At 71.1% G+C, this 22,796-nt stretch carries 27 protein-coding genes; 20 read left to right on the top strand and 7 right to left on the bottom strand.

Annotation, left to right across the window (positions count from 1 at the left end; genetic code table 11):
- Nucleotides 1-13 precede the first annotated feature (13 nt).
- Genes WCD41_RS28935 through WCD41_RS28915 form a run of 5 tightly spaced genes read left to right on the top strand, consistent with a single transcriptional unit; the run spans nucleotide 14 to nucleotide 3,704 of the window.
- A complete protein-coding gene (locus tag WCD41_RS28935; RefSeq protein WP_337718714.1) occupies nucleotides 14-1,123 on the top strand; it encodes a PQQ-dependent sugar dehydrogenase in 1,110 nt (369 codons plus the stop codon).
- Entirely contained in the window at nucleotides 1,120-2,250 is a 1,131-nt protein-coding gene (locus tag WCD41_RS28930) for a DUF3500 domain-containing protein (RefSeq protein ID WP_337718713.1), read from the top strand. The genes WCD41_RS28935 and WCD41_RS28930 overlap by 4 nt, the downstream gene beginning before the upstream one ends.
- Nucleotides 2,247-2,375 carry a hypothetical protein gene (locus tag WCD41_RS28925; protein ID WP_337718712.1) on the top strand — a complete coding sequence of 43 codons (129 nt, stop codon included), beginning with the start codon at nucleotides 2,247-2,249 and terminating at the stop codon, nucleotides 2,373-2,375. Before WCD41_RS28930 ends, WCD41_RS28925 begins: the two co-directional genes overlap by 4 nt.
- The gene (locus tag WCD41_RS28920) at nucleotides 2,363-2,944 is read left to right on the top strand and encodes an SDR family oxidoreductase (protein ID WP_337718711.1); all 582 of its coding nucleotides are present in this window, start codon (nucleotides 2,363-2,365) and stop codon (nucleotides 2,942-2,944) included. The genes WCD41_RS28925 and WCD41_RS28920 overlap by 13 nt, the downstream gene beginning before the upstream one ends.
- 13 nt (nucleotides 2,945-2,957) lie before the next feature.
- Nucleotides 2,958-3,704, top strand: coding sequence for an SDR family NAD(P)-dependent oxidoreductase (locus WCD41_RS28915; RefSeq protein ID WP_337718710.1), 747 nt, complete (start codon nucleotides 2,958-2,960; stop codon nucleotides 3,702-3,704).
- Between the two features lie 467 nt (nucleotides 3,705-4,171).
- On the opposite strand, the gene WCD41_RS28910 is transcribed toward WCD41_RS28915, so the two are convergent.
- A complete protein-coding gene (locus WCD41_RS28910) occupies nucleotides 4,172-4,519 on the bottom strand; it encodes a carboxymuconolactone decarboxylase family protein (protein WP_337718709.1) in 348 nt (115 codons plus the stop codon).
- Nucleotides 4,516-5,007: a pyridoxamine 5'-phosphate oxidase family protein gene (locus WCD41_RS28905; protein WP_337718708.1), complete on the bottom strand. Its 492-nt coding sequence runs from the start codon at nucleotides 5,005-5,007 to the stop codon at nucleotides 4,516-4,518. Before WCD41_RS28905 ends, WCD41_RS28910 begins: the two co-directional genes overlap by 4 nt.
- On the opposite strand from WCD41_RS28905, the gene WCD41_RS28900 reads away from it, so the two are divergent.
- Complete coding sequence (locus tag WCD41_RS28900; RefSeq protein WP_337718707.1) at nucleotides 5,006-5,965, top strand: GlxA family transcriptional regulator; 960 nt, start codon at nucleotides 5,006-5,008, stop codon at nucleotides 5,963-5,965. The genes WCD41_RS28905 and WCD41_RS28900 overlap by 2 nt on opposite strands.
- A 350-nt stretch (nucleotides 5,966-6,315) precedes the next feature.
- Here the strand turns inward: WCD41_RS28900 and WCD41_RS28895 are convergent, their stop codons facing one another.
- From WCD41_RS28895 to WCD41_RS28880, 4 genes are all read right to left on the bottom strand, one after another.
- A complete protein-coding gene (locus WCD41_RS28895; protein WP_337718706.1) occupies nucleotides 6,316-7,242 on the bottom strand; it encodes a 3,4-dihydroxy-2-butanone-4-phosphate synthase in 927 nt (308 codons plus the stop codon).
- A gap of 58 nt (nucleotides 7,243-7,300) precedes the next feature.
- Complete coding sequence (locus tag WCD41_RS28890) at nucleotides 7,301-7,828, bottom strand: flavin reductase family protein (RefSeq protein ID WP_337718705.1); 528 nt, start codon at nucleotides 7,826-7,828, stop codon at nucleotides 7,301-7,303.
- 10 nt (nucleotides 7,829-7,838) lie between these two features.
- Entirely contained in the window at nucleotides 7,839-9,002 is a 1,164-nt protein-coding gene (locus tag WCD41_RS28885; RefSeq protein ID WP_337718704.1) for an LLM class flavin-dependent oxidoreductase, read from the bottom strand.
- A 135-nt stretch (nucleotides 9,003-9,137) separates the two neighbouring features.
- Nucleotides 9,138-9,914, bottom strand: coding sequence for a type 1 glutamine amidotransferase domain-containing protein (locus tag WCD41_RS28880; RefSeq protein ID WP_337718703.1), 777 nt, complete (start codon nucleotides 9,912-9,914; stop codon nucleotides 9,138-9,140).
- Nucleotides 9,915-10,061: 147 nt separating this feature from the next.
- Between WCD41_RS28880 and WCD41_RS28875 the strand changes: the two genes are divergently transcribed.
- From WCD41_RS28875 to WCD41_RS28860, 4 genes are all read left to right on the top strand, one after another.
- Entirely contained in the window at nucleotides 10,062-11,363 is a 1,302-nt protein-coding gene (locus tag WCD41_RS28875; protein ID WP_337718702.1) for an alpha-hydroxy acid oxidase, read from the top strand.
- Nucleotides 11,364-11,411: 48 nt separating this feature from the next.
- Nucleotides 11,412-12,140 (top strand): GntR family transcriptional regulator, encoded by a 729-nt coding sequence (locus tag WCD41_RS28870; protein ID WP_337718701.1) that lies wholly within the window; start codon nucleotides 11,412-11,414, stop codon nucleotides 12,138-12,140.
- Nucleotides 12,141-12,144: 4 nt separating this feature from the next.
- Entirely contained in the window at nucleotides 12,145-12,918 is a 774-nt protein-coding gene (locus WCD41_RS28865; protein WP_337718700.1) for a fumarylacetoacetate hydrolase family protein, read from the top strand.
- A 113-nt stretch (nucleotides 12,919-13,031) separates the two neighbouring features.
- Nucleotides 13,032-13,190, top strand: coding sequence for an acetyl-coenzyme A synthetase N-terminal domain-containing protein (locus WCD41_RS28860; RefSeq protein ID WP_373695215.1), 159 nt, complete (start codon nucleotides 13,032-13,034; stop codon nucleotides 13,188-13,190).
- Between the two features lie 431 nt (nucleotides 13,191-13,621).
- On the opposite strand, the gene hchA is transcribed toward WCD41_RS28860, so the two are convergent.
- Nucleotides 13,622-14,494 (bottom strand): glyoxalase III HchA, encoded by an 873-nt coding sequence (gene hchA / locus WCD41_RS28855; RefSeq protein WP_337718699.1) that lies wholly within the window; start codon nucleotides 14,492-14,494, stop codon nucleotides 13,622-13,624.
- 341 nt (nucleotides 14,495-14,835) lie between these two features.
- Between hchA and WCD41_RS28850 the strand changes: the two genes are divergently transcribed.
- The 10 genes from WCD41_RS28850 to WCD41_RS28805 all read left to right on the top strand — a co-directional run bounded on the left by WCD41_RS28850 (nucleotide 14,836) and on the right by WCD41_RS28805 (nucleotide 22,420).
- Nucleotides 14,836-15,432 (top strand): ScbR family autoregulator-binding transcription factor, encoded by a 597-nt coding sequence (locus tag WCD41_RS28850; RefSeq protein WP_337718698.1) that lies wholly within the window; start codon nucleotides 14,836-14,838, stop codon nucleotides 15,430-15,432.
- 183 nt (nucleotides 15,433-15,615) lie between these two features.
- On the top strand, nucleotides 15,616-16,581 hold the full coding sequence (locus WCD41_RS28845; protein WP_337718697.1) for an AraC family transcriptional regulator: 966 nt from the start codon (nucleotides 15,616-15,618) through the stop codon (nucleotides 16,579-16,581).
- A gap of 143 nt (nucleotides 16,582-16,724) precedes the next feature.
- On the top strand, nucleotides 16,725-17,288 hold the full coding sequence (locus tag WCD41_RS28840) for a type 1 glutamine amidotransferase domain-containing protein (protein WP_337718696.1): 564 nt from the start codon (nucleotides 16,725-16,727) through the stop codon (nucleotides 17,286-17,288).
- A gap of 61 nt (nucleotides 17,289-17,349) precedes the next feature.
- Nucleotides 17,350-17,658: a putative quinol monooxygenase gene (locus tag WCD41_RS28835; protein WP_337718695.1), complete on the top strand. Its 309-nt coding sequence runs from the start codon at nucleotides 17,350-17,352 to the stop codon at nucleotides 17,656-17,658.
- 27 nt (nucleotides 17,659-17,685) lie between these two features.
- Nucleotides 17,686-18,258, top strand: a complete 573-nt coding sequence (gene hxlB / locus WCD41_RS28830) for a 6-phospho-3-hexuloisomerase (RefSeq protein ID WP_337718694.1) — start codon at nucleotides 17,686-17,688, stop codon at nucleotides 18,256-18,258.
- Nucleotides 18,259-18,301: 43 nt separating this feature from the next.
- Nucleotides 18,302-18,928 (top strand): 3-hexulose-6-phosphate synthase, encoded by a 627-nt coding sequence (gene hxlA, locus WCD41_RS28825; protein ID WP_337718693.1) that lies wholly within the window; start codon nucleotides 18,302-18,304, stop codon nucleotides 18,926-18,928.
- Between the two features lie 68 nt (nucleotides 18,929-18,996).
- Nucleotides 18,997-20,136, top strand: a complete 1,140-nt coding sequence (locus WCD41_RS28820; RefSeq protein ID WP_337718692.1) for a glutathione-independent formaldehyde dehydrogenase — start codon at nucleotides 18,997-18,999, stop codon at nucleotides 20,134-20,136.
- A 79-nt stretch (nucleotides 20,137-20,215) separates the two neighbouring features.
- Complete coding sequence (locus tag WCD41_RS28815; RefSeq protein WP_337718691.1) at nucleotides 20,216-20,626, top strand: ester cyclase; 411 nt, start codon at nucleotides 20,216-20,218, stop codon at nucleotides 20,624-20,626.
- Nucleotides 20,627-20,773: 147 nt separating this feature from the next.
- Entirely contained in the window at nucleotides 20,774-21,208 is a 435-nt protein-coding gene (locus WCD41_RS28810) for a PPOX class F420-dependent oxidoreductase (RefSeq protein ID WP_337718690.1), read from the top strand.
- A gap of 129 nt (nucleotides 21,209-21,337) precedes the next feature.
- On the top strand, nucleotides 21,338-22,420 hold the full coding sequence (locus WCD41_RS28805) for a sulfite oxidase (protein WP_337718689.1): 1,083 nt from the start codon (nucleotides 21,338-21,340) through the stop codon (nucleotides 22,418-22,420).
- Nucleotides 22,421-22,796 lie beyond the last annotated feature (376 nt).

Genomic DNA, 22,796 nt, shown 5'->3' with positions numbered 1-22,796 from the left:
GAGGAGCGTCTCCGTGTCCGTCCCGTGGCGGAGGACCGCCGTTGCTGCCGTCGTCGCCGCCGCCGTCCTCGCCGGGTGCGCGGCCCCCGGTCCGGAGGCGCCGAGCAGCGCCCCACGCCCGCCGGCGCCGGCGCCGAGCACGCCCGCCGGGACCCCGGACCTCGGCGCGCCCGAGGAGATCGCGACGAACCTCGCGGTCCCCTGGGGCCTCGCGTTCCTGCCGGGCGGCGACGCGCTCGTCTCCGAGCGGGAGACGGGACGCGTGCTGCGTCTCACCCCGGGGCGGCCACCCGAGCCCGTCCGCGAGTTCCCCGACGCGGTCGTCCAGACCGAGGGCGGGCTGCTCGGGCTCGCCGCCTCGCCCCGGATCGGGCAGGACGACCTCGTCTACGCCTACTACACGACGGCCGTCGACGCGCGGATCGTCCGGTTCCGTGCCCGCGGCACGGACCCGCCCGAGGTGGTGCTCGGCGGCATCCCCCGCGGTCCGGGCCACAGCGGCGGCCGCCTCGCGTTCGGCCCGGACGGCATGCTGTACGCCACCGTCGGCGACGGCACGATGAGCGACCGCGCCCAGGACCCGGCCGGCCCCAACGGCAAGATCCTGCGGATCACGCCGGAGGGCGACCCGGCGCCGGGCAACCCCTTCCCGGGCTCGCCGGTCTACAGCCTCGGCCACCGCAATCCGCAGGGAATCGCCTGGGACGCCGCCGGCCGGATGTGGGCGGCCGAGTTCGGCCAGGACGAGGTCGACGAGATCAACATCATCGAGCCCGGCCGCAACTACGGCTGGCCGGTCGTGGAGGGGGTCGGCGACACCGCGAGCGGCCGCTTCACCAACCCGCTGCGCACGTGGACGGTCGCGGAGGCGTCCCCGTCCGGCATCGCGATCGCCGGCGGCACCCTCTACATGGCCGCCCTGCAGGGGGAACGCCTGTGGACCGTCCCCCTCGACGGCGACCGCGCCGGGGAACCGGCGTCGCAGCTGTCCGGGCGGTACGGCCGGCTGCGCACCGCGCAGGTGGCGCCCGACGGCGCGCTGTGGCTCACGACCTCCAACACCCAACGCAGCGGCGACGCGCGCGGCGGCGACGACCGCGTGCTCCGCTTCCCGAGCCGATGAGGGGGCAGCGCGGCCGTCGCTGGGTGATCGCCCTCGCCCTCGCCCTCGTCGCGGTCCTGGCGGGCTCGGCGTGCTCGTCGGCGCGCCCGCCCGGGGGTCCCGGCCCGGGGGCGGTGGCCGGGGAGGGAATCGCCACCGCCACCTCCGTCGAGGCCTGCGGCACCCCGCCGGCCGCGTCGACGGCCCCGGGTGCCACCGCCGCGGTCCTCGCCGCGACGGAGCGCTTCCTCGGTCTCCTCGACCCGTCGCAGCGGGCCGCCGTCTCCGGCGAGCGGACCCCGCAGACCCTCGGGCAGTGGTCCAACCTGCCCGGAGACCTGTTCGACCGCGCCGGGCTGCGCGTCGACGCCCTCGACCCGGGCCGGCGGGACGCCGCCTCCGGCGTCCTCCGCGCCGCGTTGAGCCCCGAGGGTTACGAGCAGGTCAGCGCGATCACCACCGGGGACGGGGTGCTCGCGTCGACGACCGCGTCGGACCAGGGCTACGGCGCCGACCACTACTGGTTCCGGATCCTCGGCACGCCGGCCCCGTCCGGGCCGTGGACGGTGCAGTACGGCGGGCACCACCTGGCGCTGAACATCACCGTCGACGGGGACGCGATGACCTTCGCGCCGACCTTCTGGGGCGCCCAACCGTCGTCGTACACGACGGCGGGCACGCGCGCGGAGCCGTTGTGCGGCGAGACGACGCGGGCGTTCGTGCTGATGGGTGCGCTCGACGCGGTCCAGCAGCAGCAGGCGGTCCTCGACGCCCCCGTCACCGATCTCGTCCTCGGCGCGGGTCGGGATGGCCGCACCCTCGCCCCCGAGGGCGTCAGCGCCGCCACGTTCACCCCGGAGCAGCAGCGCCTGCTCGTCGACCTGGTCGGTGAGTGGACCCGCCCGCTGCACGGTGCGCACGCGGCGCCGAAGCTCGCCGCGGCGCAGGCGAACCTGGCGAGCACGACGTTCGCCTGGTCCGGCGCCACGACCGTCGGCCAGCCCGTCTACTACCGGGTGCAGGGGCCGACGTTCCTGATCGAGTTCGCCCACCAGCAGGGCGGCGGTTTCGCGTCGGGAGGCACGTCCCACATCCACGCGGTCTACCGCGAGCCGGGGAGCGACTACGTCGCCCGACCGGCACGGTGAGGGCGCTGAACTGGTCGACGGTCTGGTACCGCCCGAGCCCCGACGACACCGACGACCGTACCCGCCGCCTCGCCGAGGGGCTGGCGGCCTACGCGGTGCGGGGCGTGCTCCGGTGCGAGGGCTGACCGGAGCCCCGGCTTCGCGACCGGCGGGCGCGGGTCGTGCTGATCAGCTCGACGGCCTCGCTGGTCGGGCCGGAGGTCCCTACGCGACGGCGAAGGCGGCGCTGAACGGCTACGGCTGCGAGCTCGCCGACCGACTCAGGCCGCGGGGGATCACGGCGAATGCCGTCGCCCCCGGGTTCATCACCGACACCGAGTTCTTCGACAACGGCTTCCTCGGCGAGTCCTTCGACGCCTCCTCCGCCGCCGCGCGGTCGGCGGCGGCCACCAAGGTCGGCCGGGTCGGGAGCGCGGCGGAGATCGCCGCCGCGGTCGGATGGCTGCTCGGCGCGGACGCCGGCTTCCCCACCGGGCAGGTGATCTCCCCGAACGGAGGGCCGTCTTCGTGCGGTGATCGGCTCGCAGACCCACGCAGCTCCGTCGGGTGCTCCGACAACGGCAGTATCTGTCCTACCGGTGAACGCATCGAACACCTCGGAGGGCGAGGCGCCGCGCAGGCGTACAAACGGTACGACGTGGAGATCGCCGCCGCCGACGCCCTGCACGTCGCCGTCGACCACTTCCTGAGCTGACGCGGAGGGCCCGATGAGCACCCACACGGCGATCGTGACCGGAGGCGGACGGGGCATCGGGCGGGCGGTCGTCGAGCGCTTGGTGCGCGACGATGCCAGGGTCGTCGCCTGCGGTCGCTCCACGCCCGAGCAGCTGCCGGACGGCGTGCGGTGGGTGCGCGCCGACGTCGCCCGCACCGCTGACGCCGAGCGCGTGGTCGAGGAGGCCAACGACACCTTCGGTCCGGTGTCGCTGCTGGTCAACAACGCCGGGGTGCAGCTGGAGCGGACCGTCGCGGAGAGCACCGACGACGACTGGGACCTCGTGGTCGGGGTGAACTGCCGTGGGACGTTCGCGATGAGCCGGGCCGTGCTGCCGCAGATGACCGAGCACGGCGGCGTGATCGTGAACATCGGCTCGACGTCCGGTGTGGTCGCTGACCCGTCGATGGCCCTCTACAACGCGTCCAAGGCGTTCGTGCACGGGCTGACCCGCTCGATCGCGGTCGACCACGGACCCGCCGTGCGATGCAACGCCGTCCAGCCGGGCTGGATTCTCACCGCGATGGCCGACGACGCCTTCGCCCAGGCCCGCGACCCGGAGGCGGCACGGCGGGACGCCCTCGCGCGCCACCCCGTCGGCCGCTTCGGTGAGCCCAGCGACATCGCCGACGTCGTGGCCTGGCTCGCCTCGGACGAGGCCCGCTACGTCACCGGCGCGCTCATCACGGCCGACGGCGGCAGCACCGCCGCGTCACCGCTGCACCCGGGCCTCTTCTGACCCGGCCGTCTCGTTCCCGGCCGCTGCCGGCAGCCGATCGCGCACGCCGGCACCGCCGGTCGCTGCAGGCTGCGCGGACGACGACCGAGTAGTCGTTGGAGCGAGGTGCGGTGGCCGCCGGCGAGCGGCGCCGCCCGTGGTGCGCGAACCACCGGGGCCGGTCGTGGCGCGAGGTGTGCCGGTCGGGGTGCACCACGTGGACGAGCAGGTAGCGGAGCAAGCGGGCGGCTGCGGGATCGGCAATCCCGACCGAAGATCGCTTCGTAGAGCTGTGACCAGCGAAAGGTGCGCCGTCAGGGACTCGAACCCCGAACCCAGTGGACAGGAGTCACGGCATCGATGGTGGTGTTTGATGCGGCCCGACGCTCGTGGCGCATGGGCGCCGGGCCGGTCGATGACGTCAGTGGTCGTACGGCTTTGGCGAGGTGCTTCGCTCGCTGACCGGGCGTTGTCGGGGCCATGGTCGTTCAGGGTCGGGGGGCCTCGTTCTCTGGGCGATCAGCGAGGATGGCGCGCAGTTGCTTGGCTGCGGTCACCGAGCATGGCCAGCCGGTGTAGAAAGCCAGATGAGTGATGAGCTCTGTGAGCTCGTCGGCGGTGACGCCGTTGTCGAGGGCCAGCCCAAGGTGCAGGTTCAGCTCGTCGGCGCGGTAGAGCGCGACCAGTGCGGCCACGGTGACGAGGCTGCGGTCGCCTTTGCTCAGGCCGGGACGTTCCCAGACGTCGGCGTAGAGCACGTCGTCGGTGAGCTCGGCGAGCTTCGGGGTGATGTCGCCGATGCTGCGTCGCCCGGGGCCCGGCGCTTGGGCGCTCATGCGTCCATCCAGGGTCCGACACCGGCGATGCGGCGCACGGTCGTGGTGATCACATAACCGGGCGGCGGCCCAGGCGGCATGGGGTAGTCGAAATCCGGGGCGATGTAGACCTTGGCCAAACGTCCGACCAGCTCGGAGGCGCCACCGTCGCTGATCTCGGCGTCTCCGTAGACGATCAGGTTGGGGTGCATTCCGTTGGGCAGCGGCGTCGGGCCGGCGAACGACAGGGCGATCCGTGGATCCCGGAGAAGGTTGGTGATCTTGCGGTAGCGGCCGAAGTGCCCGGTGATGATGCGGTCGCCGTCCAGGCCCGCCCAGACGACGCTCATCTGGGGCGAGCCGTCGGGGTTCAGGGTCGTCATGTGGGCGAGGGCCGTCCCGCTGAGGATCAGTTCTCGGGCCGAGGGGGGAAGCACGAGGGCAGTGTCGGCCGTTCTTCTACTCGACACGAGCCGCCATCGGGACACGGAGTGGAAGGATCGAGCCATGGAGCAGCATCGAATCGCGGTCCTGGTTCGAGACGGCGTTCTCGCCATGGAACTGGGTGTCGTGCATCGCGTGTTCGGCGAGGCCTGCGACGCCGAGGGTCGACCGTTCTACGATGTGACAACGTGTGCTCTCGAGGCGGGCTCGGTCCGCACCGACGGGGACTTCTTCCTCGAAGTCGAGCATGGACCTGAACTGCTCTCCAAGGTGTCCACGGTCATCGTGGCCTCGACTGATCACGACGCGGTGAGCGTCTCGGACGCCGAACAGAGCGCGATGACAGCGGCCCTGCGCCGCGTCCGACCCGGCACGCGCCTCGCCTCGATCTGTACCGCCGCATTCCTCTTGGCCGCGGCCGGGCTGCTCGACGGTCGGGACGCCACCACTCATTGGGCTCGAGTGGCGGCGTTCCGCGAGCGTTTTCCGACCGTGCGGGTGCGCCCCGAGGTGCTCTACACCGAAGACGGCAATATCCTCACTTCTGCCGGGGTGGCCTCCGTGGCGGACATGTGCTTGCACATGGTGCGAAGCGACCACGGCGCTGCGGTGGGCGGTGTCGTGTCTCGTCGCGTGGTGATGCCGCCGCACCGCCAGGCCGGCGAGGCACAGCTCACCGCGCGTCCCGTGGCGGAGGACGGCGTCGCGGGGACGGCTCGCGCGCGCAGCTGGGCGCTCGAGCACCTCGACGAGCCGCTCAGCCTGCGTGACCTGGCCGAACGGGAAGGGATCAGCACCCGCACCCTGTCGCGCCGCTTCCGGGAGGAGACCGGGACCTCGCCCACGCAGTGGCTCCTCGCACGCCGTCTCGAGCGGGCACGCGAGCTGCTCGAGACGACCGAGCTGGGCGTCGACATGGTCGCGGCGCGATGCGGCTTCGGAAGTTCGGCGGCGATGCGCCTGCACATGCGCGCGGTGATGCAGGTGTCGCCGTCGGTCTATCGGCGCAATTTCCACGGCTGAGGACAGCGGTAGCCGGGGCTCTATGCTGACATAGTCGGGAGAACGGGAGCATTTGTTCTCGCCACTGGATAGATGGCGGCGACCGGCGCATCGTCGTCATCGTGAGTGCGCCGCCTCCGCCTCCGGTCCGACCGGGCGTCGGCGGGACGATCTCCATGACGCTGCTGTCAGGAGAAGGCGTGGGTATTCGCGGTATCTGCCATGTCAGGATCGTCGTTTCCGGCCTCGAGCAGGCGACACAGTTCTTCGTCGAGAGACTGGATGCCGTCCATGTGGCACGACATCATCTGATGCGCCGTTGGGAGGCGAGTGGATCGAACAGGGCCTGGGTGTGCCCGAGAGGACAAAGGTTAGCACCAAATGCCGCGACCGCTGAGGGCGGCCCGTTGCTGGGTGTCGTCGTGGTGGAGGTGGATGCGGTGTAGGGAGAGGTCCTGGATCATGAAGGCGACGAGGTGGGCTTGGCGGTCGTCGATGTGGGGGCCGTGGTGGAGCGGCCGATCGGGTTTGCCGCGCAGGTACACCACGATGCCGCTTCCGGAACCGGCGATGTCGGCCAGCGCAGTGTCCAGCTCCGACCGGCACGAACAGCTCAAGGAGCTGAACAGGTCGCCTGTCGGGCATTCTCGGTGCACGTGGACGACGGGTCGGGCGGACCGCTCGGTGGCAGGGCCTCGGAGTACGAGGTGCTCGGCGCCCGACTGGGTGTCGCGGTAGCCGGTGGCGAGAACGAGGCCGTGGTCGGTCGGGAGGACGACTTCGGGCCCGCGGACGGCGAGAGCCTGTGTGCGCAGTCGCTCGGCGATGATGTCCTGGCCGGTGACGCGGAAGAGGGCGCGCCGGGTGGCGAGATCCTCCAGGCCGTGGGGTCCGCGGCCGTCGTCGACGACGATCTCGGTGACCAGGGCGAGCTGGCCCAGTCCAGCCGCCTGGACCAGGCCGACCGCGAACTCGGCGATCCCTGGCGAGGCACCCAGCGGCCCGTGGGCGGCGGCGACCACCACCGGGATGCCGGCGCGGCGGGCCGTGTCGGCATCGAAGCTCGGGCGGCCGGCCAGACTGGTGATGATCTCGGCGCGCTGGGCGACGGTGCAGGCGACGGGGGTGTGGTCTGCGGCGAGCACCGTGGTGGCCTGGGCGGTGGCCGGGGACGCGGCGAGGAAGGACGGCCCGCCCGCGACGCGGGCGGTGTAGCCCAGCAGCTCGGAGTCCCCGTGACCGGCCCAGCAGACGAGGAACGCTGCGGAACCGGCCCCCTCTGGTATTTCGAGGATCACCGGGTTCGCGGCCCGTAGGGCGCGGCACGCGGCGGAGAGGACGGGATCGCTGTTCGGGTCAGGCGAGGCGGGCGAAGCTGCTGCGGTGGAAGACCAGGGGACGGACGTCGGGGCGATGGTGTGCCTCCAGCACGGCGAGCACGGCGATGAGGTGGTCACCGGCAGTGATCTCGTCCTCGACCGAGCAGTCGAACCAGGCGCAGGCCCCGTCGATCAGGACGGCTCCGGAGGCCCCAACGGTGACTGAGGTTCCGACGAACCGGTCCTGGCCGGTGGATGCGAGACGGCGTCCGAGCTGTGCGTGGTCCTCGGCGAGCACGCTGATCCCGAGACGCGGTGCGGCGCGCAGTCGTGGCCACGTCGTCGAGGTGTGTGCCACGCAGACCGAGACCAGGGCGGGTTCCAGGCTCACGGGGGTGAACGTGCTGACCGCGAGGCCCTCGAGGGCACCGTTCACCACGGCGGCGAGGGCGACGACCCCTTCGGGGTGAGCACCGAGCACCAGGCGCAGTCCCGACGCGTCCAGCGGTACCGCGCTGGGGCCCGCGGGCGGGGCGCCGTCGGTTTCCGGGTTGCGAGCAGCCATAGCGGGTGGCTCAGGAGACCGCGGACAGCGCCGCGACCGGCTTGCGCACGCCGGCGCTCTCGAGCAGCGGCATCACCTCGGCGACGAAACGGTCGAGGCCGGAGACGAAGTCGACGAAGGACAGCGACACACCGGTGACCCCCGCGTGGCTGAGCCCGATGAGGCTTTCGGCGATCTGCTCGGCGGTGCCGACCAAGGGGTAGCCGCCGTAGCCGGCGCGCAGGTGCAGCTTGAACTCCTCCCACTGGTCGGGCGCCATGGCCGAGGAATTCAGGCCCAGATAGTGCGCGGCGGCCTGGCCGGCGCTCTCGTCGACCTCGTCGACGAAGACCAGCTGTCGGTAGGCCTCGGCCTCTTCGGCAGTGTCGCGCTGGATCACGTAGGCGGTCGTCCAGGTGTCCACTTCTCGTCCGTAGGCGGCGGCCTCGGCCCGGCGCTCCTCGACCAGCGCCCGGGTCGAGGCGAGGTCGTAACCGGCGAGCAGGGCATAGCCGGAGTCGGCGTAGCGGGCGACGAAGTCGCGACCGGTCTTCGAGCCCCCGGCGTTCATGATGGCCGGCCGGGGGAGCTGGATCGGCTTCGGCTGGGAGTATCCGCCCTCGACGGTGAAGAACTCGCCGCGGAAATCGAAGTCGTCCTGCTCGAGCCAGAACCGCTCGAGCAGTTCGGACCACTCGCTGGTGTATCGGTAGCGCTGGTCGTGGGGCAGGAACGATCCGCCGAGCATCTTGAACTCCGGTTCGAACCAGCCGTTGACGATATTCAGGCAGGTCCGGCCGCCGCTGATGTGGTCGATCGTGGCGACCTGCTTGGCGGCGACCGCCGGGTGGGAGGCCTGGACGTGCGCGGTGGTGACCAGCGTGATCCGTTCGGTCACCGAGGCCAGACCCGCGGCCCAGGTGTAGGTGTCGAAGTTGCGGCCGTTGAAGCCGTTGTCGCCGATCTGCTTCCAGCGGGCGACCGGGACCAGGGCCTCGAAGCCGGCCTCGTCGGCGAGCTGGGCGATCTTCTTGGTGTACTCCCAGGTCAGCAGCGGCACATCGTCGGAGAGAGTCATCGCGCAGCCGCGGTCGCAGTTGGGCCCGAAGAGCCCGAGCTTGAGGGGGTTCGCGGAGAACAGGGCGTTGGTGCCGCGCCGATCCCGGCGCTCGTCGGCAGGGGCGTGGTTCGACATGGATGTTCCCTCTCGAAGGTCGTCCGGTGCCGGCCACGGGCCGGCGTGGTAGCAGGAGCAGTGGTTCTCGCCGCGGCGGGCGAGGCGAAGGCAGCCGAGAGTGAGCCTCGGCCGGAAAAGGGGAGCGGGGAGCCGCTACGGCGTCGCCGCGGCGCGGTCGTCGACCAGGCGACGGACGAACGCCTCGGCGTAGCGCGGCGCGTCGAGGGGGTAGCGGGCGCTGAGGAAGTGGCCGTCCTCGACCACCATCGGCTCGTCGTGGGTCAGGGAGTACCCGAAGGCGCCGAAGCGGGTCTCGCCGCGCTCGATCGCGCCGGAGGGCCCCACGGCCTGTCCGACCTCGGTCTCGGTGTACTTCCAGTAGGTCCGGTAACGGCGGCCCACCCGGAACCAGGTGCAGCGGAACGCGAACTTCTCGATCGGGCGGGTCAAGGTGGTGAAACGGCGACCCTCGATGATGCTGACCCCGGTGCGGGGATCGATGGTCCTGGCCGGAATCAGCGAGCCGTGGCAGATCGCGCCGATCGTCTTGTTCTGGCGGTGGAACCCGAGCACGCGCTCGCGGAGGACCCCGCTGTCGAGGTACTGGCGCATGCCCTGGGCGTGCCCGCCGCCGAGATGGACCGCGTCGAAGTCGGCGGGGTCGATGTCGCGGTAGGTGATGGGGGACCGGAAGGCCGGGGAGCTCGACATCGCCCGGTATGCGTCCAGGGCGTCCTGCCCGGCCGGGAACCAGTTGAAGAAGCCCGGCTGCAGCAGCCGCTGATCGCAGGCGGCGACCCGGCCGGTTTCGGTGGCGAAGGTGACCTCGATGCCGGCGTCGACGAAGGCGCGCCACGCGATCGAGGACTCGGTGGTGTCGAAGTCGCGGTCGGGCAGCGGTACGAGCACGGACGGCGCACGCGATGACACAAGCTCCTCCTCGGTCTGGGGTGGATTCAGGTGTAGTCCTAAGTCGTGACTCAGTCAACACCGAACTATGCGTGAACGGCACCTATCCCGCATCGATGGATGCAGTAGAGCTTGACGAGGCGATTCTGTGGATGCAGTGTTCCGGTCATGCGATGGACAGGGCTGGACGGGGCGCGTCGGCTGCCGCGAGCGGCGGAGCTCGCCGATCTACTGCGCCCGCGCCCGGTGGTGCTCGACGGCGACCGGCGCCGGGCTGCTCGGGCGGCCAGCGTCGGGGATCTCCGGGCGATGGCCCGCCGCCGTGTGCCTCGAGCGGTATTCGACTACGTCGAGGGCGGCGCGGAGTCCGAGCGATCGTTGACCCGCGCCCGAGAGGCTCTCGACTCGGTTCATTTCATCGCGCGGGTGCTGCGCGGTGTGTCCACCGTCGACACCCGCGCGACGATCCTCGGCGCCCCGAGCGCGCTGCCGATCGTGTTCGCCCCGACCGGCTTCACGCGCGTCCTGCACCACGAGGGCGAGCTCGCGACCGCGCGCGCGGCCGGAGCGGCGGGCGTGCCCTTCGCGCTCTCGACCATGGGCACCTGCTCGGTGGAAGACGTCGCCGAGATCATCCCGGGGTGTCGGAGGTGGTTTCAGCTCTACCTCTGGAGCGACCGGGGCCGCAGCCGCGAGCTCGTCGACCGCGCCGCCGCCGCCGGCTACGAGGCCCTCGTGCTCACCGTCGACACCCCGGTTTCGGGCCGGCGACTGCGCGATGTCCGTAACGGCATGACCCTCCCACCGTCACTGGGACCGCGGACCTTCATCGACGGTGCGCGCCACCCCCACTGGTGGATCGACCTGCTCACCACCCGCGCGCTGAGCTTCGCGTCGCTGAACTCGTGGCAGGGCACCGTCGCCGAGCTGGCCGCGACGCTCTTCGACCCCGCCGTGGACTTCGAGGACCTGGATTGGCTCCGCGAGCAGTGGCCGGGCAAGCTCGTGGTCAAGGGAGTCCAGTCCGCGGAGGACGCGGCCCGGATCGCGTCCGCGGGTGCCGACGCGATCGTGCTGAGCAACCACGGCGGCCGCCAGCTCGACCGCTCCGCCACCCCGCTCCGCCAGCTGCCCGAGGTGCTCGATCGCCTCGACGGCCGGTGCGAAGTCTTCCTCGACGGCGCCTTCACCTCCGGCGCCGACGTCGTGGCGGCCCTCGCGCTCGGCGCGGACGCCGTGCTCGTGGGGCGTGCCTACCTCTATGGCCTCATGGCCGCCGGCGAGCTGGGCGTGCGTCGGGTTGCAGCCCTGTTCGAGGAAGAGATCACCACCACCATGACCTTGCTCGGGGCCCGCTCGATCGCCGAGCTGACCCCCGACCTCGTTCGGCTGGTCCCCGCGCCCGAGGCTGGGGAGCATCGCCGGTGGGTCGACCTCGCCGAGGCCGGTCTGGCGATCCCGGCTGGTTAGGCTTCTCCGCCCACCACTCAAGAAACGCTCCGAGCGAGAGGGCCACTCGTGACCTCGGCAGACCTCAACTCCGACCCCCGCACCGACTCCCTCGCCGACTCCGCCTACGGTCTGATCCGGAACCGGATCCTCGACGGCGTCCTCGGGGTGGGTGCCCCGGTCAGCGTGCTCGGGCTGGCCACCGACCTCGAGATGAGCCGCAGTCCGGTGCGCTACGCGGTCGAGCGGCTGCTCTCCGAGCGACTGCTGCGACGGGTGGCGGGCACGGTCACCGTGGCCGCCCCCGACCGCTACGAGCTCCTGGACTCCCTGGCGGTCCGCACCCAGCTCGAAGCACTCGCCGCGCGGCTGGCCGCCCCACGCATCGACGAGCGGACCCTCGAGGAACTGGTCCTCGTCCACGACCGGTTCCGCAGCGCCGTGGACAGCGGCGACCAGGACGGCGCACGTCGCGCCGATTCCGACTTCCACCACGCGATCCAGGATCTCGCGGGCAACGAGTGCCTCGCCGAGTCCCTGGAACGGGTGCGCACGCAGGTGATCCTCGCCGCCTACTCCACCGCGTGGGTCACCAGCCGCGGACCGGCGGTCCTGGAGCACGAACGGGTCCTGCGCGCGCTGGAGGACCAGGACGGGCAGGCCGCGGAAACCGCGATGATCCGCCACCTCGACAACCTCACCACGCGCATCACCCGCGAGTGGCGGGCCCAGGACACCGCCGAGGACGCGACGACCAAGCGTCGGAGCACGCCTCGAGCTCCAGGAGGAGGAAGGTAGCCGGTTGGACATCCTGCGACTCGGCCAGCAGGGCCGGGAACGTCCCGTCGCGCGTGTGGGCGGCGACCTGTTCGATCTCACCTCCCTGACGCAGGACGTGGACGGCCGGTGGCTGGCCTCCGAAGGTCTCGCGGACGCCCGCGACGCCCTGCAACGCGGGGCACTCCCGCTCATCGAGGACCCCGGGCACCTGCGCGTCGGGCCGCCGGTGGCCCGCCCCACCGCGGTGCTGTGCATCGGCCAGAACTACGCAGCCCACGCGGCCGAGACCGGCTCTGCCCCTCCGACGGATCCGATCGTCTTCCTCAAACACCCGAACACCGTCATCGGGCCCCACGACACCGTCACGCGACCCGCGGGCTGCGACACCCTCGACTGGGAAGTCGAGCTGGCCGTCGTCATCGGCCGACGAACCCACCGACTCGCCCAGCGCAGCGACGCCGCCGACGCGATCGCGGGCTACACGATCGCCAACGACCTCAGCGACCGGCACCGGCAGATGGAGACCTCCGGAGGGCAGTGGTCCAAGGGCAAGATCGCGCCCGGATTCTGCCCCGTCGGCCCCTCCATGGTGCCGGCCGACGAGATCGACCCCAGCGACCTGCGTATCGCCTCCTGGGTCAACGGTGAACCACGGCAAGACTCGACGACCGCCGACATGATCTTCGACGTCGCGGCCCTGATCGTCGATCTCTCCCAGTACGTCGCGCTCGAGGCCGGCGACCTGATCCTGACCGGCACCCCGCAAGGGGTCGCGCTGTCCGGGCGCTTCCCCTAACTCCAGCCCGGCGACGTCGTCGAGACACACATCGAGCGGCTCGGGAGCCAACGACAGGTCATCGAAGCGGCGACACTCGGTCCGGACCGTATGCGGCGGCCTGTCAGCGGAGCATGACCGACCCGGACGGCTTCTGGCGCGAGGCCGCCGCGCTCATCGACTGGTACCGCGAGCCCGACACGATCATGGACGCGTCGGCCCTGCACTTCTCTACGTGGTTCGCGGGCGGCGAGCTCAACACCTGCCACAACGCCCTCGATCGCCGCGGGTGACGTCGGCCTCGGCACGTCGGCGGGACCTGCCGCCCAACCCGATCGGCTGCACGAGGCGGCACCCAGCGATCTCCAGACGACCGCTGAAGGGATCATCGCGCAGGAGTAAGCGTGCCCGTAAGTAAAGAGAGTCACGTTCGAAGACCGCTCCGTAGAGCTGTGTCCAGCGAAAAAGGTGCGCCGTCAGGGACTCGAACCCCGAACCCAGTAAACAGGATTCACGACCGCCACGGTGATGGCTCACAGACGTTCGTGCTGGTCACGAGTGGTGCCCGCCAGAGTGGATCATCGACCGTGGAGCGTGCTGACAGGTCGAAGTGTGACGTAAGCGGACACCTAAGCGAACAACGGCAACTCCCGTGGACGGCGCTGTAGCTCGCCCGGTTCGCGATGTGGTGCACGCCGTGATCCGGGAGCCCGAGCCGGTCGCGTCAGCCCCTGGCGCGCTCGACGAGGGTTGCTGCGGCGAGCTTGCCGAGGGCGTTCGCGGCCAGGGGGCTGTCGCCGGTGAGGAGCCCGCGGTCGCGGTGCACGTGGCCGGCCATGTCCTCGTTGACCACGACCAGCCCCTGCGCGCGCAGGCCCTCGGCGAGCAGCCAGGGCATCGGGCCCGGGATATAGCCGATGTCGAGGTTGGCGCCGGTGTCGAGGGCGTCGGGGAAGGCGCAGGACTCATAGCCGGCGAGCGGGGAGGTGTCGCGGTCGAGCCCGGCGGCGAGCAGAGCGGCGGGGCCGTGGCACAGGGTGATGATGAACCGGTCGGCGGTGAGGGCCCAGTCGAGGACGGCGCGGACGTCCTGGCTGTCGTGCAGGCCCTGCATGGCGCCGTGGCCGCCAGGGATGAACACGGCGACGTAGTTGTCGAGGCCGTCCTCGAGCACCTCGGCGAGCGGGCGGGGTGCGCGGAACCGGGGGAGGAACCGGTCGAGAGCGTTGTGGACGGTGGCGTCCTCGGCGGGCGTGGCCCACCACTCGAGCTTGACCGGGTTGCCCGAGACCGTGGCGACGTCGACACCGAACCCAGCGGCCTCGAGGTGGACCAGCGGGAGCAGCGTCTCGACCGGGTGGTTGCCGGTGGAGAACAGACGGCCGTTGCCCATGGGCAGGTAGCGCTCGTCGGCACCGATGACGAGGACCTTCCGGCGGCTGCCGGCCTCGCCGTTGACCTCGGTCCCGTCGAAGTCGGTCCGTGGCGCGACGTACTGGCTCAGCGAGTAGGGCGAGGGGAAGTAGGCGTCGCGCTCGGCCGGGTCGGGAGTGGGCTCGGTCGAGTCGCCGCTGCGGGGGATCGTGACCTCGGTCATGGAAGGAATCTCCGTTCCCGGCCGTGTCGGTCGGCCTCGGGGTTCTCGTCGTCCGGTGGCGTGTGCCCGACCACGGCGCTCGGTGAACCGCATCGACGGCCCACCTCCCTCTCGGGCAGCGCCGCAGGCAGGCCGATTCCGGCTCGGGTCCAGGTCCGGAAACGTCTCGGTGACCCGAGCGGCGGGTCCTAGCGTCGTCGCCGCAACCGGCCGCGACGCCGCGCGGGCGGTGGGGGAGGACCTGCGTGAGCGATCGAGAGGCGTGCGCGGTGAGCCGTTCCGCCGATCCCGCGTCAGGTGCGCGCCGCCCTCGTCGACCCGGGCAGCGCCACGAGCAGTCGTTGGCGACGCGCGCGGCGATCGTCGCGGCCGCGGCGGAGCGGTTCGCCGAGGTCGGATACCACGGGGCCACGCTCAGCGAGATCCTGGCGCGCAGCGGGGTGACCAAGGGCGCGATGTACTTCCACTTCCCGCACAAGGAGGCCGTGGCCGAGGCGGTGATCGCCGCGACGGACGCAGCCTGGATCGACCTGCTCGTCGAGGTCCGGGAACGGGGACGGGACCCGCTCCTCACCCTGGTGGCGCTGACCGAGCGGATCATGGACGCGATGCGCCTCGATCCGGTCGTCCGCGGCGGGGTCCGGCTGCTCAACGATGCCGCCGTCACGGTCGAGCACGGTGCCGCGCACTACCGATTCGCCGAGGAGGCCGTCGCCATCCGCCTACGAGCGGCGGCCGAGGCCGGAGTGCTGCTCCCGACGGTCGACGTGGCGCTGCTGGCTCGCCAGGTCGCGACCCTGATGGCCGGGCACCACCTGATCTGCGAGCGCAGCGGCACCCTCGACGAACTCCCCGCCCAAGTCGCAGCCATGTGGGCCGCGCTGCTACCCCTGATCGCCACCGACGACTGGCTCGCCCGCCACCGCAGCCGCGCCTGAACGGCTCCCAAGGGCATGCCCGCGGTTCCATACCGGGCGCCCCGCTCGTAGGGTGATGACGCGCATACCCGCATACCCGCTGTACTCGGTGTGCGGTGATGCCCGGCTCGCTCCACCAGCGGCGGCCCGCCGGCTGTCCGTCCCTTCGTGGGGGAGCCGATGAGCGACGAACCGTCCAGATCCATGGGTCGGCCGCTGGTACACACCGACGATCTCGACGAGCTGGTGTCGGAGGTCACCGACCTCATGTCCACCCACACGGTGGCTCCGGCCGACGCCGGCGGGTTCATCGCGGAGGTCTTCGGCTTCCACCTCCCGGGTCTGTCGTTGCTGGAGATGGACTACGGGATGGCGGTGCGGGTGACTGCGGAGCCGCTGCCGGGCTACGTGGCGGTGTCCATGCCGCTTGCCGGGTCGCTGACCGCGAGCCACCAGGGCCGCCGATTCGAGGCCGTCGCCGGGCGGTCCGCGGTGATGGGCACCCCTGCCTCGAGGCTGGTGATGGACTGGGAGGAGGCGCTGCGGCTGCTGGTGATTCGCGTCGACCTCGAGGCGCTGCAGTCGTTCGCGGCCCGGTTGGTCACGGCTCAGCTAGAGAAGCCCGACCTACAGTTCGACCCCGTCATGGACGCCCCGGAGACCACTGCGGTGCTGGGGCAGGCCCGGTTGATGCAGCAGGTGCTCGCCGACGGCGGGACCGGAGCGGTCAATCCCCTGGTGACGGCGCAGCTGCGCGAGCAGGTGATGAGCACCCTGCTGCTGGGTCAGCCCAACAACTGGACGTCGGCGCTACGCCACCGACCGGAAACCGCGCCTCGCACAACGATCTCCGAGGCCGCTGACCTGATGCAGACCCACGCCGACGAGCCGCTGACCATCGAGGGCGTCGCCCGCGCGGTGGATCTGTCGGTGCGGGCCCTGCACGCGGGGTTCCGCCGCGAGCTCGACCGGTCCCCGAAGCAGTACCTCCAGCAGGTTCGCCTCGAACGCGCCCGCGCCGACCTGGTCGCAGCCGAAGCCGGCAGCGGAGTCCGCGTCATCGACATCGCCCACCGATGGGGCTTCAGCCACCCCGGGCGTTTCGCCACCGCCTACCGCCACCACTACGGCGAGGCCCCCGCCATCACCCTGTCCCGCCGCCTGCGCTGACAGGAGGCAGGCGCCGTCCCCGCGACGACGAGTGCCGATTCCGCACCGTCGTCCCGTCCGGAAACGGCTCTGGTCCGCGCGCGTCGATGCCTAGCGTCGAAGCCGCAGGAAACAGCGGTTCAGGACAGAAGAGGAGACCGTCGATGACGGACGAACTGCGCGGTCGGCGGGTGGCGATCCTGGCGACCGACGGTGTCGAACAGGTCGAGTACGAGCAGCCCCGCCAGGCCGTGGAGCAGGCCGGGGCGCAGGTCACGCTGCTCTCGATCCACAGCGGCGAGATCCAGGCGATGAACGGCGACATCAACAAGGGCGACACGTTCCCGGTCGACCGACTGGTCTCTGAGGTCTCGCCCGACGACTTCGACGCACTGATCCTGCCTGGCGGCACCGTCAACCCCGACGGGCTGCGGGTGAACGCCGACGCGGTGCGATTCGTGCGGGACTTCGTCCGTTCCGGCAAGCCGGTCGGGTCGATCTGTCACGGCCCGTGGACGCTGGTCGAGGCCGACGTGGTCCGGGGCCGGACCCTGACGTCGTTCCCGAGCATCCGCACCGACATCCGCAACGCCGGCGGTCACGTCGTCGACCAGGAGGTCGCCACCGACAACGGCCTGGTCACCAGCCGCAACCCCGACGACCTGCCCGCATTCGGCGCGAAGCTCGTCGAGGAGTTCGCCGAGGGCCGCCACCGGGTCACGGCCTAGCCCGCGGAGCGCGGCGACCGGCGCACTACCCACCCACCGAAGTTCCGCGAGGAGAACGAGCATGGCCAAACCCGTGACCGTCGGACTGCTGGTCCGGATCGAGGCCCTCCCGGGCCGAGAAGAGGACGTCGAGAACTTCCTGAAGCACGGGCTCGACCTGGTCGGGCAGGAACCGGAAACACTTCGCTGGTTCGCCTTGCGCTTCGGGACGTCGTCGTTCGGTATCTACGACGCGTTCGGGGCCGATGCGGGCCGCGAAACCCACCTGTCGGGCCAGGTCGCCCAGGCCCTCGCCGACAACACCGGGGTGCTGTTCACCCAGCCGACCATCGAGCCCGTGGACGTGATAGCGGAGAAGTCGCCGACCTGATCACGCGTGTGTACAGAGGAGGGCTCGATGTCTGGACCGAGTGCTCAGGACGTCACCGACGCCACGACCGCGATCCGGGCGGAGCACGAGCGTGTGTTCGACGGGATCGATCCCGCCGCCTGGGCCCGTGCCGGCGCTCTTCTGATCGGTGCGCCCGCGGTGTTCACCGTGGGCACCGGGCGCAGCGGGTTGGCCCTGCAGATGGCGGCCATGCGGTTCATGCACCTGGGCCTCGACGCCCACGTGGTCGGCGAGACCACCACGCCGGCCATCGGCAAAGGCGATGTCCTCGTCGCGGCGTCCGGCTCGGGTTCGACGGCCAGGGTCGTCCGGGCAGCGCAGACCGCCCGCGACGAGGGCGCCGATGTCGTGGCCATGACGACGACAGCCGAGTCGCCGCTGGGAGAGACGGCCACCGAGGCCCTGGTCGTGCCCGCGGCCGACAAGCAGGACTTCGACGGCACGACGTCGGTGCAGTACGCCGGCAGCCTGTTCGAACAGTCGGTCCTCATGCTCACCGACGCGCTGTTCCACGCCCTGTGGCAGACGAGCGGGACGCAGGCCCGAGAGCTGTGGCGCACGCACGCCAACCTCGAATGACCCCCACGAGGCGCCACCCGAACCCGACGAAGGAAGCACCCGGATGAAGCTGCAGGTCGCCATGGACGTCGCCACCCTCGAGGAGGCCCTGACGTTGTCGCGTCAGGTCGCCGACCACGTCGACATCATCGAGCTGGGCACCCCCCTGATCAAGCACGAAGGGATCGCAGCAGTCAGCGCGATCAAGGCCGCGCACCCGGAGAAGGAGGTCTTCGCCGACATGAAGACCGCCGACGCCGGTGAGCTCGAGGCCGGCATCGCCTTCGTCGCCGGCGCTGATTACGTGACCGTGATGGGCGCCGCCGACGACGACACGATTCGCGGCGCGGTCAAGTCGGCGCAGGAGCACGGCAAGCAGATCGTCGCCGACATGATCACCGTCAAGGACCGCGCTGCTCGCGCCCGCGCGGTGACCGAGCTCGGTGTCGCGTTCTGCGAGATCCACGCGGGTCTCGACGAGCAGGCCCAGGAGGGCTACTCGATCCAGACCGTCATCGACGACGGCAAGGCCTCCGGAGTGCCGTTCTCGATCGCCGGCGGGGTGGACATCGACAGCATCCGCGATGTGCAGGCCGCGGGGGCCACCGTCGCCGTCGCCGGTGGGTCGATCCGCAACGCCGACGATCCCGCTGCCGCCGCCAAGGAACTGCGCGGGGCCATCACCAGCTGATCGGGCCGCGCAGGCACCCGTGAGTGCCGCAACACCCGTTCCCCGCAAGTGGAGAGGATCGATCCCCCATGAAGGCACTGGTCTACGAGGGCCCGAAGTCGGTGTCGGTGAAGGACGTGCCGGACGCGACGGTCGAGAAGCCGACCGACGTCCTGGTGCGCATCACGACCACGAACATCTGCGGGTCGGACCTGCACATGTACGAGGGTCGCACCGGGCTCGAGTCCGGCAAGATCCTGGGTCACGAGAACATGGGCGAGGTCGTCGAGGTCGGCTCCGGGGTCGACCGTGTGAAGGTCGGTGATCAGGTCTCGCTGCCGTTCAACATCGGCTGTGGGTTCTGTGAGAACTGCGAGCGCGGCAACACCGGGTTCTGTCTCACGGTCAATCCCGGCACAGCCGGCGGCGCCTACGGCTTCTACGGCATGGGCCCGTACGCGGGTGGCCAGGCCGAGCTGTTGCGCGTGCCCTACGGCGACTTCAACTGCCTGGTCCTGCCCGAGGACGCGCAGGACAAGCAGAACGACTACACGATGCTGTCGGACATCTTCCCGACCGGTTGGCACGCCACCGAGCTCGCCGGGATGCGACCGGGCGAGTCGGTCGTGGTCTACGGCGGCGGACCGGTGGGCATCATGGCGGCCTACTCCGCGGTGATCCGCGGCGCGAGCCAGGTGTTCGTCGTCGACCGCCACCCGGACCGGCTCAAGCTCGCCGAGCGCGCCGGCGCGGTTCCGATCGACGACTCGGCCGGTGACCCGGCCCAACAGATCCTCGACGCCACCGAGGGGCTCGGCGCGGACCGCGGCTGCGAGTGCGTCGGTTACCAGGCCCACGACGCCCAGGGCGTCGAGCACCCCGAGATGACCCTGAACTCGCTGTTCCAGGCGGTGCGGCCTACCGGGAAGATCGGCGTGGTCGGGCTGTTCCTGCCCGGTGACCCGGGCGCGAAGGACGAGGACGCGAAGACCGGGCGCTACCCGCTCGACTACGGCACCACGTGGTTCAAGGGCCAGGGCATCGGCAACGGGCAGGCGAACGTCAAGAACTACAACCGCCAGCTCGCCCAGCTGATCCACCACGGCAAGGCCACGCCCTCGTTCATCGTCAGCCACGAACTCTCCCTCGACCAGGCCCCCGACGCCTACGAGAGCTTCGATGAGCGCCTCCAGGGCTGGACCAAGGTCCTGCTCAAGCCGGCCGCCTGACCCCGGTGGCGCTGTGCCGCGGGGTGACGCCCGCGGCACCGCCGCCCACCCGATCCACCCCAGACCCCAGGAGGACCCCGTGAGCAGCCGAGACGACAACATCGCCACGCAGGAGAAGGCCGCCGAGCACCTCAACGCCGGCGACGTCGACGCCGGAGTGGACATCATGTTCGCGCCCGACGCCGTCGACCACGACCCCGCGCCGTTCCAGGAGCAGGGCCGCGAGGGGTACCGCCGGTTCTTCCACTACCTGATCGCAGCATTCCCCGACTTCACGATCACCCCGGAGCGGATGGTGGCCGACGACGACACCATCGCGTTCGCCTACACGCTCACCGGGACCCACCAGGGCGAGTTCGAGGGCGTCGCCGCGACAGGCCGGCGCATCGAGGTGCGCGGGCTGCAACTCGGACGCTTCGAGGAGGGCCAGATCGTCGAGCGGTGGGGCGCCACCGACATGGCGGGCCTGCTCGCCCAGCTCCGGGCCTGACCACCACGACCGTGCATCGAGGAGAGCCTGCCATCCCGGAGGCGCGGACGGTGGCCGCCATGCGGCCGCCGCCCCTGCACGGACCTGGTGGAGCTCCTCGCTACGCGACACCACCGTGCGGCACCCCCTGACGCGAGAGGATCCGTGATGGCGGACACGATGAACGGACCAGAGCTCCACCCGGTCACCGAGGAGCTCGCGAACGGCAAGAACTTCGCGGCGGTCACGACCGTCCTGCCCAGCGGCAGGCTGCAGACCCAGGTGCTATGGGTCGCGATCAAGGACGGCGCGCTGGTCCTCAACACCGAGACACACCGCAAGCGGTACCGGAACCTGCAGTCCGACCCCCGGATCACGGTGCTGATCCGGGACGAGAGCGACCCCTATAGATACGCCGAGATCCGTGGACGCGTCGACCGCACCACCACGGGATCCGAGGCCCGCAAGCACATCGACGAGGTCGCCCACCAGTACCTCGGGACCGACTACCCGCCGGAGGGCATCAAGTCCGAGCGCGTGATCCTCTGGATCACCCCCGAGCGCCAGACGATCATCGACCAGAACAAGGACACGAGCGACTGACCCTGCGCGACACGGGCGACGTTCCGGTGGCCGGGAATCTGCGGCAGTTTCGGCCGGTCAGGGGACGAGCGGCGACGAAGAACGTCGAAGTGCGCCGGCCGAGCGACGCCTGTCGGACCAGGAGGCAGGGTGTGGGGCAAACGGGACGACATGGTCGTCCACCAGGTCGATCCCTATAACGCGGAGCCGCCGCCGAGAGCGCTGGCCGGCGAGGACACCACCGCCGTCGACACGTTCTACAGTCGCAATCACGGCTCCGTGCCGGAGATCGATCCCGACGCGTGGACGCTGCGGGTCGACGGCCTGGTCGACCGGCCGGCGACCTTCGGGTTGGACGACCTGCGGCGCCTGTTCACCGAGCACACCGAGACGGCGACGCTGCAGTGCGCCGGCAATCGGCGGGCGGGCCTGATCGAGGTCCGCGACATCCCCGGTGAGGCGCCGTGGGGCCCCGCCGCCACCGCGACCGCGCGATGGGCCGGGGTCCGGGTCGCCGACCTGCTGCGTCACGTGGGCGTCCACCATGACGCGACCGATGTCGCGTTCACCGGTGCGGACATCGCCACCAGTCCCGCCACCGGCGCGCCCTACGGCGGGTCGATCCCGGCGCGCAAGGCTCTGATGCCCGAGGTCCTGCTGGCCTGGTCGATGAACGGCGAACCGCTGCCCGCGATCCACGGCGCCCCGGTGCGCGTGGTCGCCCCGGGCTACATCGGCGCCCGCAGCGTGAAGTGGCTCGAGCGGATCACCGTGCAGGAGGAGCCCTCGGACAACTTCTTCCAGGCCAGCACGTACCGGCTGCTGCCGCCCGAGGTCGACCCGTCGAGCACGGGGCCGGGAGACGGTGTCGCGCTGGGCCTGGTCGCGGTGAACTCCGACGTGCTCTCGCCCGACGACGGCGCGCAGGTGCCCGCCGGACCGACCACGGTCACCGGGTACGCGTTCGCCGGCGGGGACCGCACTGTCGTGCGCGTTGACGTCTCCACCGACGACGGCCAGACGTGGAGACAGGCCGAGCTCGCGGCCCAGCTCAGCCCCTGGGCCTGGCGCCACTGGTCGGCCACCGTCGAGGTCCCGCGCGGCGATGTCACGGTGCTGGCCCGGGCCTGGGACTCCTCAGCGGCGCTGCAGCCCGAGCGCCCCGAGCACGTCTGGAACCCGAAGGGCTACGTCAACAACAGCTGGGCGCGCGTGCACCTGCACGGCGTCTGACAGGGCCCAGCTCGAGCCATCAGCCCACCGAGTTCCCCGAGGCCGAGGGACGGCGGATGAGCCCGAAGTCGTGCGAGGGACATCCCGTGGCACGGGGCGACCACGTTGAGCGCGAGGAACCCGGTAGTCGAGTGCACCGTGAAGTTAGGGGGTGATCGGCTTGGGCAGTCGTGCGTCGTGCCGTGCCACGTGTTGTCTCCTCGTGACGAGGGTGGCGGTGGTCGTGTGCGAGCGTCAGGTGAGGCCTTCGAGGGCGACCTTGACCCAGCCGGGCTGCTGTTGGTCGAACACCCGGTAGGCCTCGATGGCGTCGCTGATCGGCTCTTGGCGGGTGAGCACGGTCGACGGGTCGAGCGCGCCGGTGGCGACCATGTCC

This window comes from Actinomycetospora aeridis (assembly GCF_037400275.1).
Taxonomy (GTDB): Bacteria; Actinomycetota; Actinomycetes; order Mycobacteriales; family Pseudonocardiaceae; genus Actinomycetospora; species Actinomycetospora aeridis.
This window is presented reverse-complemented; position numbering and strand designations above follow the sequence as displayed.

Excerpts from the sequence above, each read along its gene's own strand:
- WCD41_RS28845 (WP_337718697.1), top strand. The coding sequence starts at position 15,616 with ATGGGTCGGCCGCTGGTACACACCGACGATCTCGACGAGCTGGTGTCG.
- hxlA (WP_337718693.1), top strand. The coding sequence starts at position 18,302 with ATGAAGCTGCAGGTCGCCATGGACGTCGCCACCCTCGAGGAGGCCCTG.
- WCD41_RS28835 (WP_337718695.1), top strand. The coding sequence starts at position 17,350 with ATGGCCAAACCCGTGACCGTCGGACTGCTGGTCCGGATCGAGGCCCTC.
- WCD41_RS28875 (WP_337718702.1), top strand. The coding sequence starts at position 10,062 with ATGCGATGGACAGGGCTGGACGGGGCGCGTCGGCTGCCGCGAGCGGCG.
- WCD41_RS28905 (WP_337718708.1), bottom strand. The coding sequence starts at position 5,007 with ATGGCTCGATCCTTCCACTCCGTGTCCCGATGGCGGCTCGTGTCGAGT.
- WCD41_RS28910 (WP_337718709.1), bottom strand. The coding sequence starts at position 4,519 with ATGAGCGCCCAAGCGCCGGGCCCCGGGCGACGCAGCATCGGCGACATC.
- WCD41_RS28930 (WP_337718713.1), top strand. The coding sequence starts at position 1,120 with ATGAGGGGGCAGCGCGGCCGTCGCTGGGTGATCGCCCTCGCCCTCGCC.
- hchA (WP_337718699.1), bottom strand. The coding sequence starts at position 14,494 with ATGACCGAGGTCACGATCCCCCGCAGCGGCGACTCGACCGAGCCCACT.
- WCD41_RS28915 (WP_337718710.1), top strand. The coding sequence starts at position 2,958 with ATGAGCACCCACACGGCGATCGTGACCGGAGGCGGACGGGGCATCGGG.
- WCD41_RS28840 (WP_337718696.1), top strand. The coding sequence starts at position 16,725 with ATGACGGACGAACTGCGCGGTCGGCGGGTGGCGATCCTGGCGACCGAC.
- WCD41_RS28890 (WP_337718705.1), bottom strand. The coding sequence starts at position 7,828 with ATGGCTGCTCGCAACCCGGAAACCGACGGCGCCCCGCCCGCGGGCCCC.
- WCD41_RS28885 (WP_337718704.1), bottom strand. The coding sequence starts at position 9,002 with ATGTCGAACCACGCCCCTGCCGACGAGCGCCGGGATCGGCGCGGCACC.
- hxlB (WP_337718694.1), top strand. The coding sequence starts at position 17,686 with ATGTCTGGACCGAGTGCTCAGGACGTCACCGACGCCACGACCGCGATC.
- WCD41_RS28900 (WP_337718707.1), top strand. The coding sequence starts at position 5,006 with ATGGAGCAGCATCGAATCGCGGTCCTGGTTCGAGACGGCGTTCTCGCC.
- WCD41_RS28860 (WP_373695215.1), top strand. The coding sequence starts at position 13,032 with ATGACCGACCCGGACGGCTTCTGGCGCGAGGCCGCCGCGCTCATCGAC.
- WCD41_RS28810 (WP_337718690.1), top strand. The coding sequence starts at position 20,774 with ATGGCGGACACGATGAACGGACCAGAGCTCCACCCGGTCACCGAGGAG.
- WCD41_RS28820 (WP_337718692.1), top strand. The coding sequence starts at position 18,997 with ATGAAGGCACTGGTCTACGAGGGCCCGAAGTCGGTGTCGGTGAAGGAC.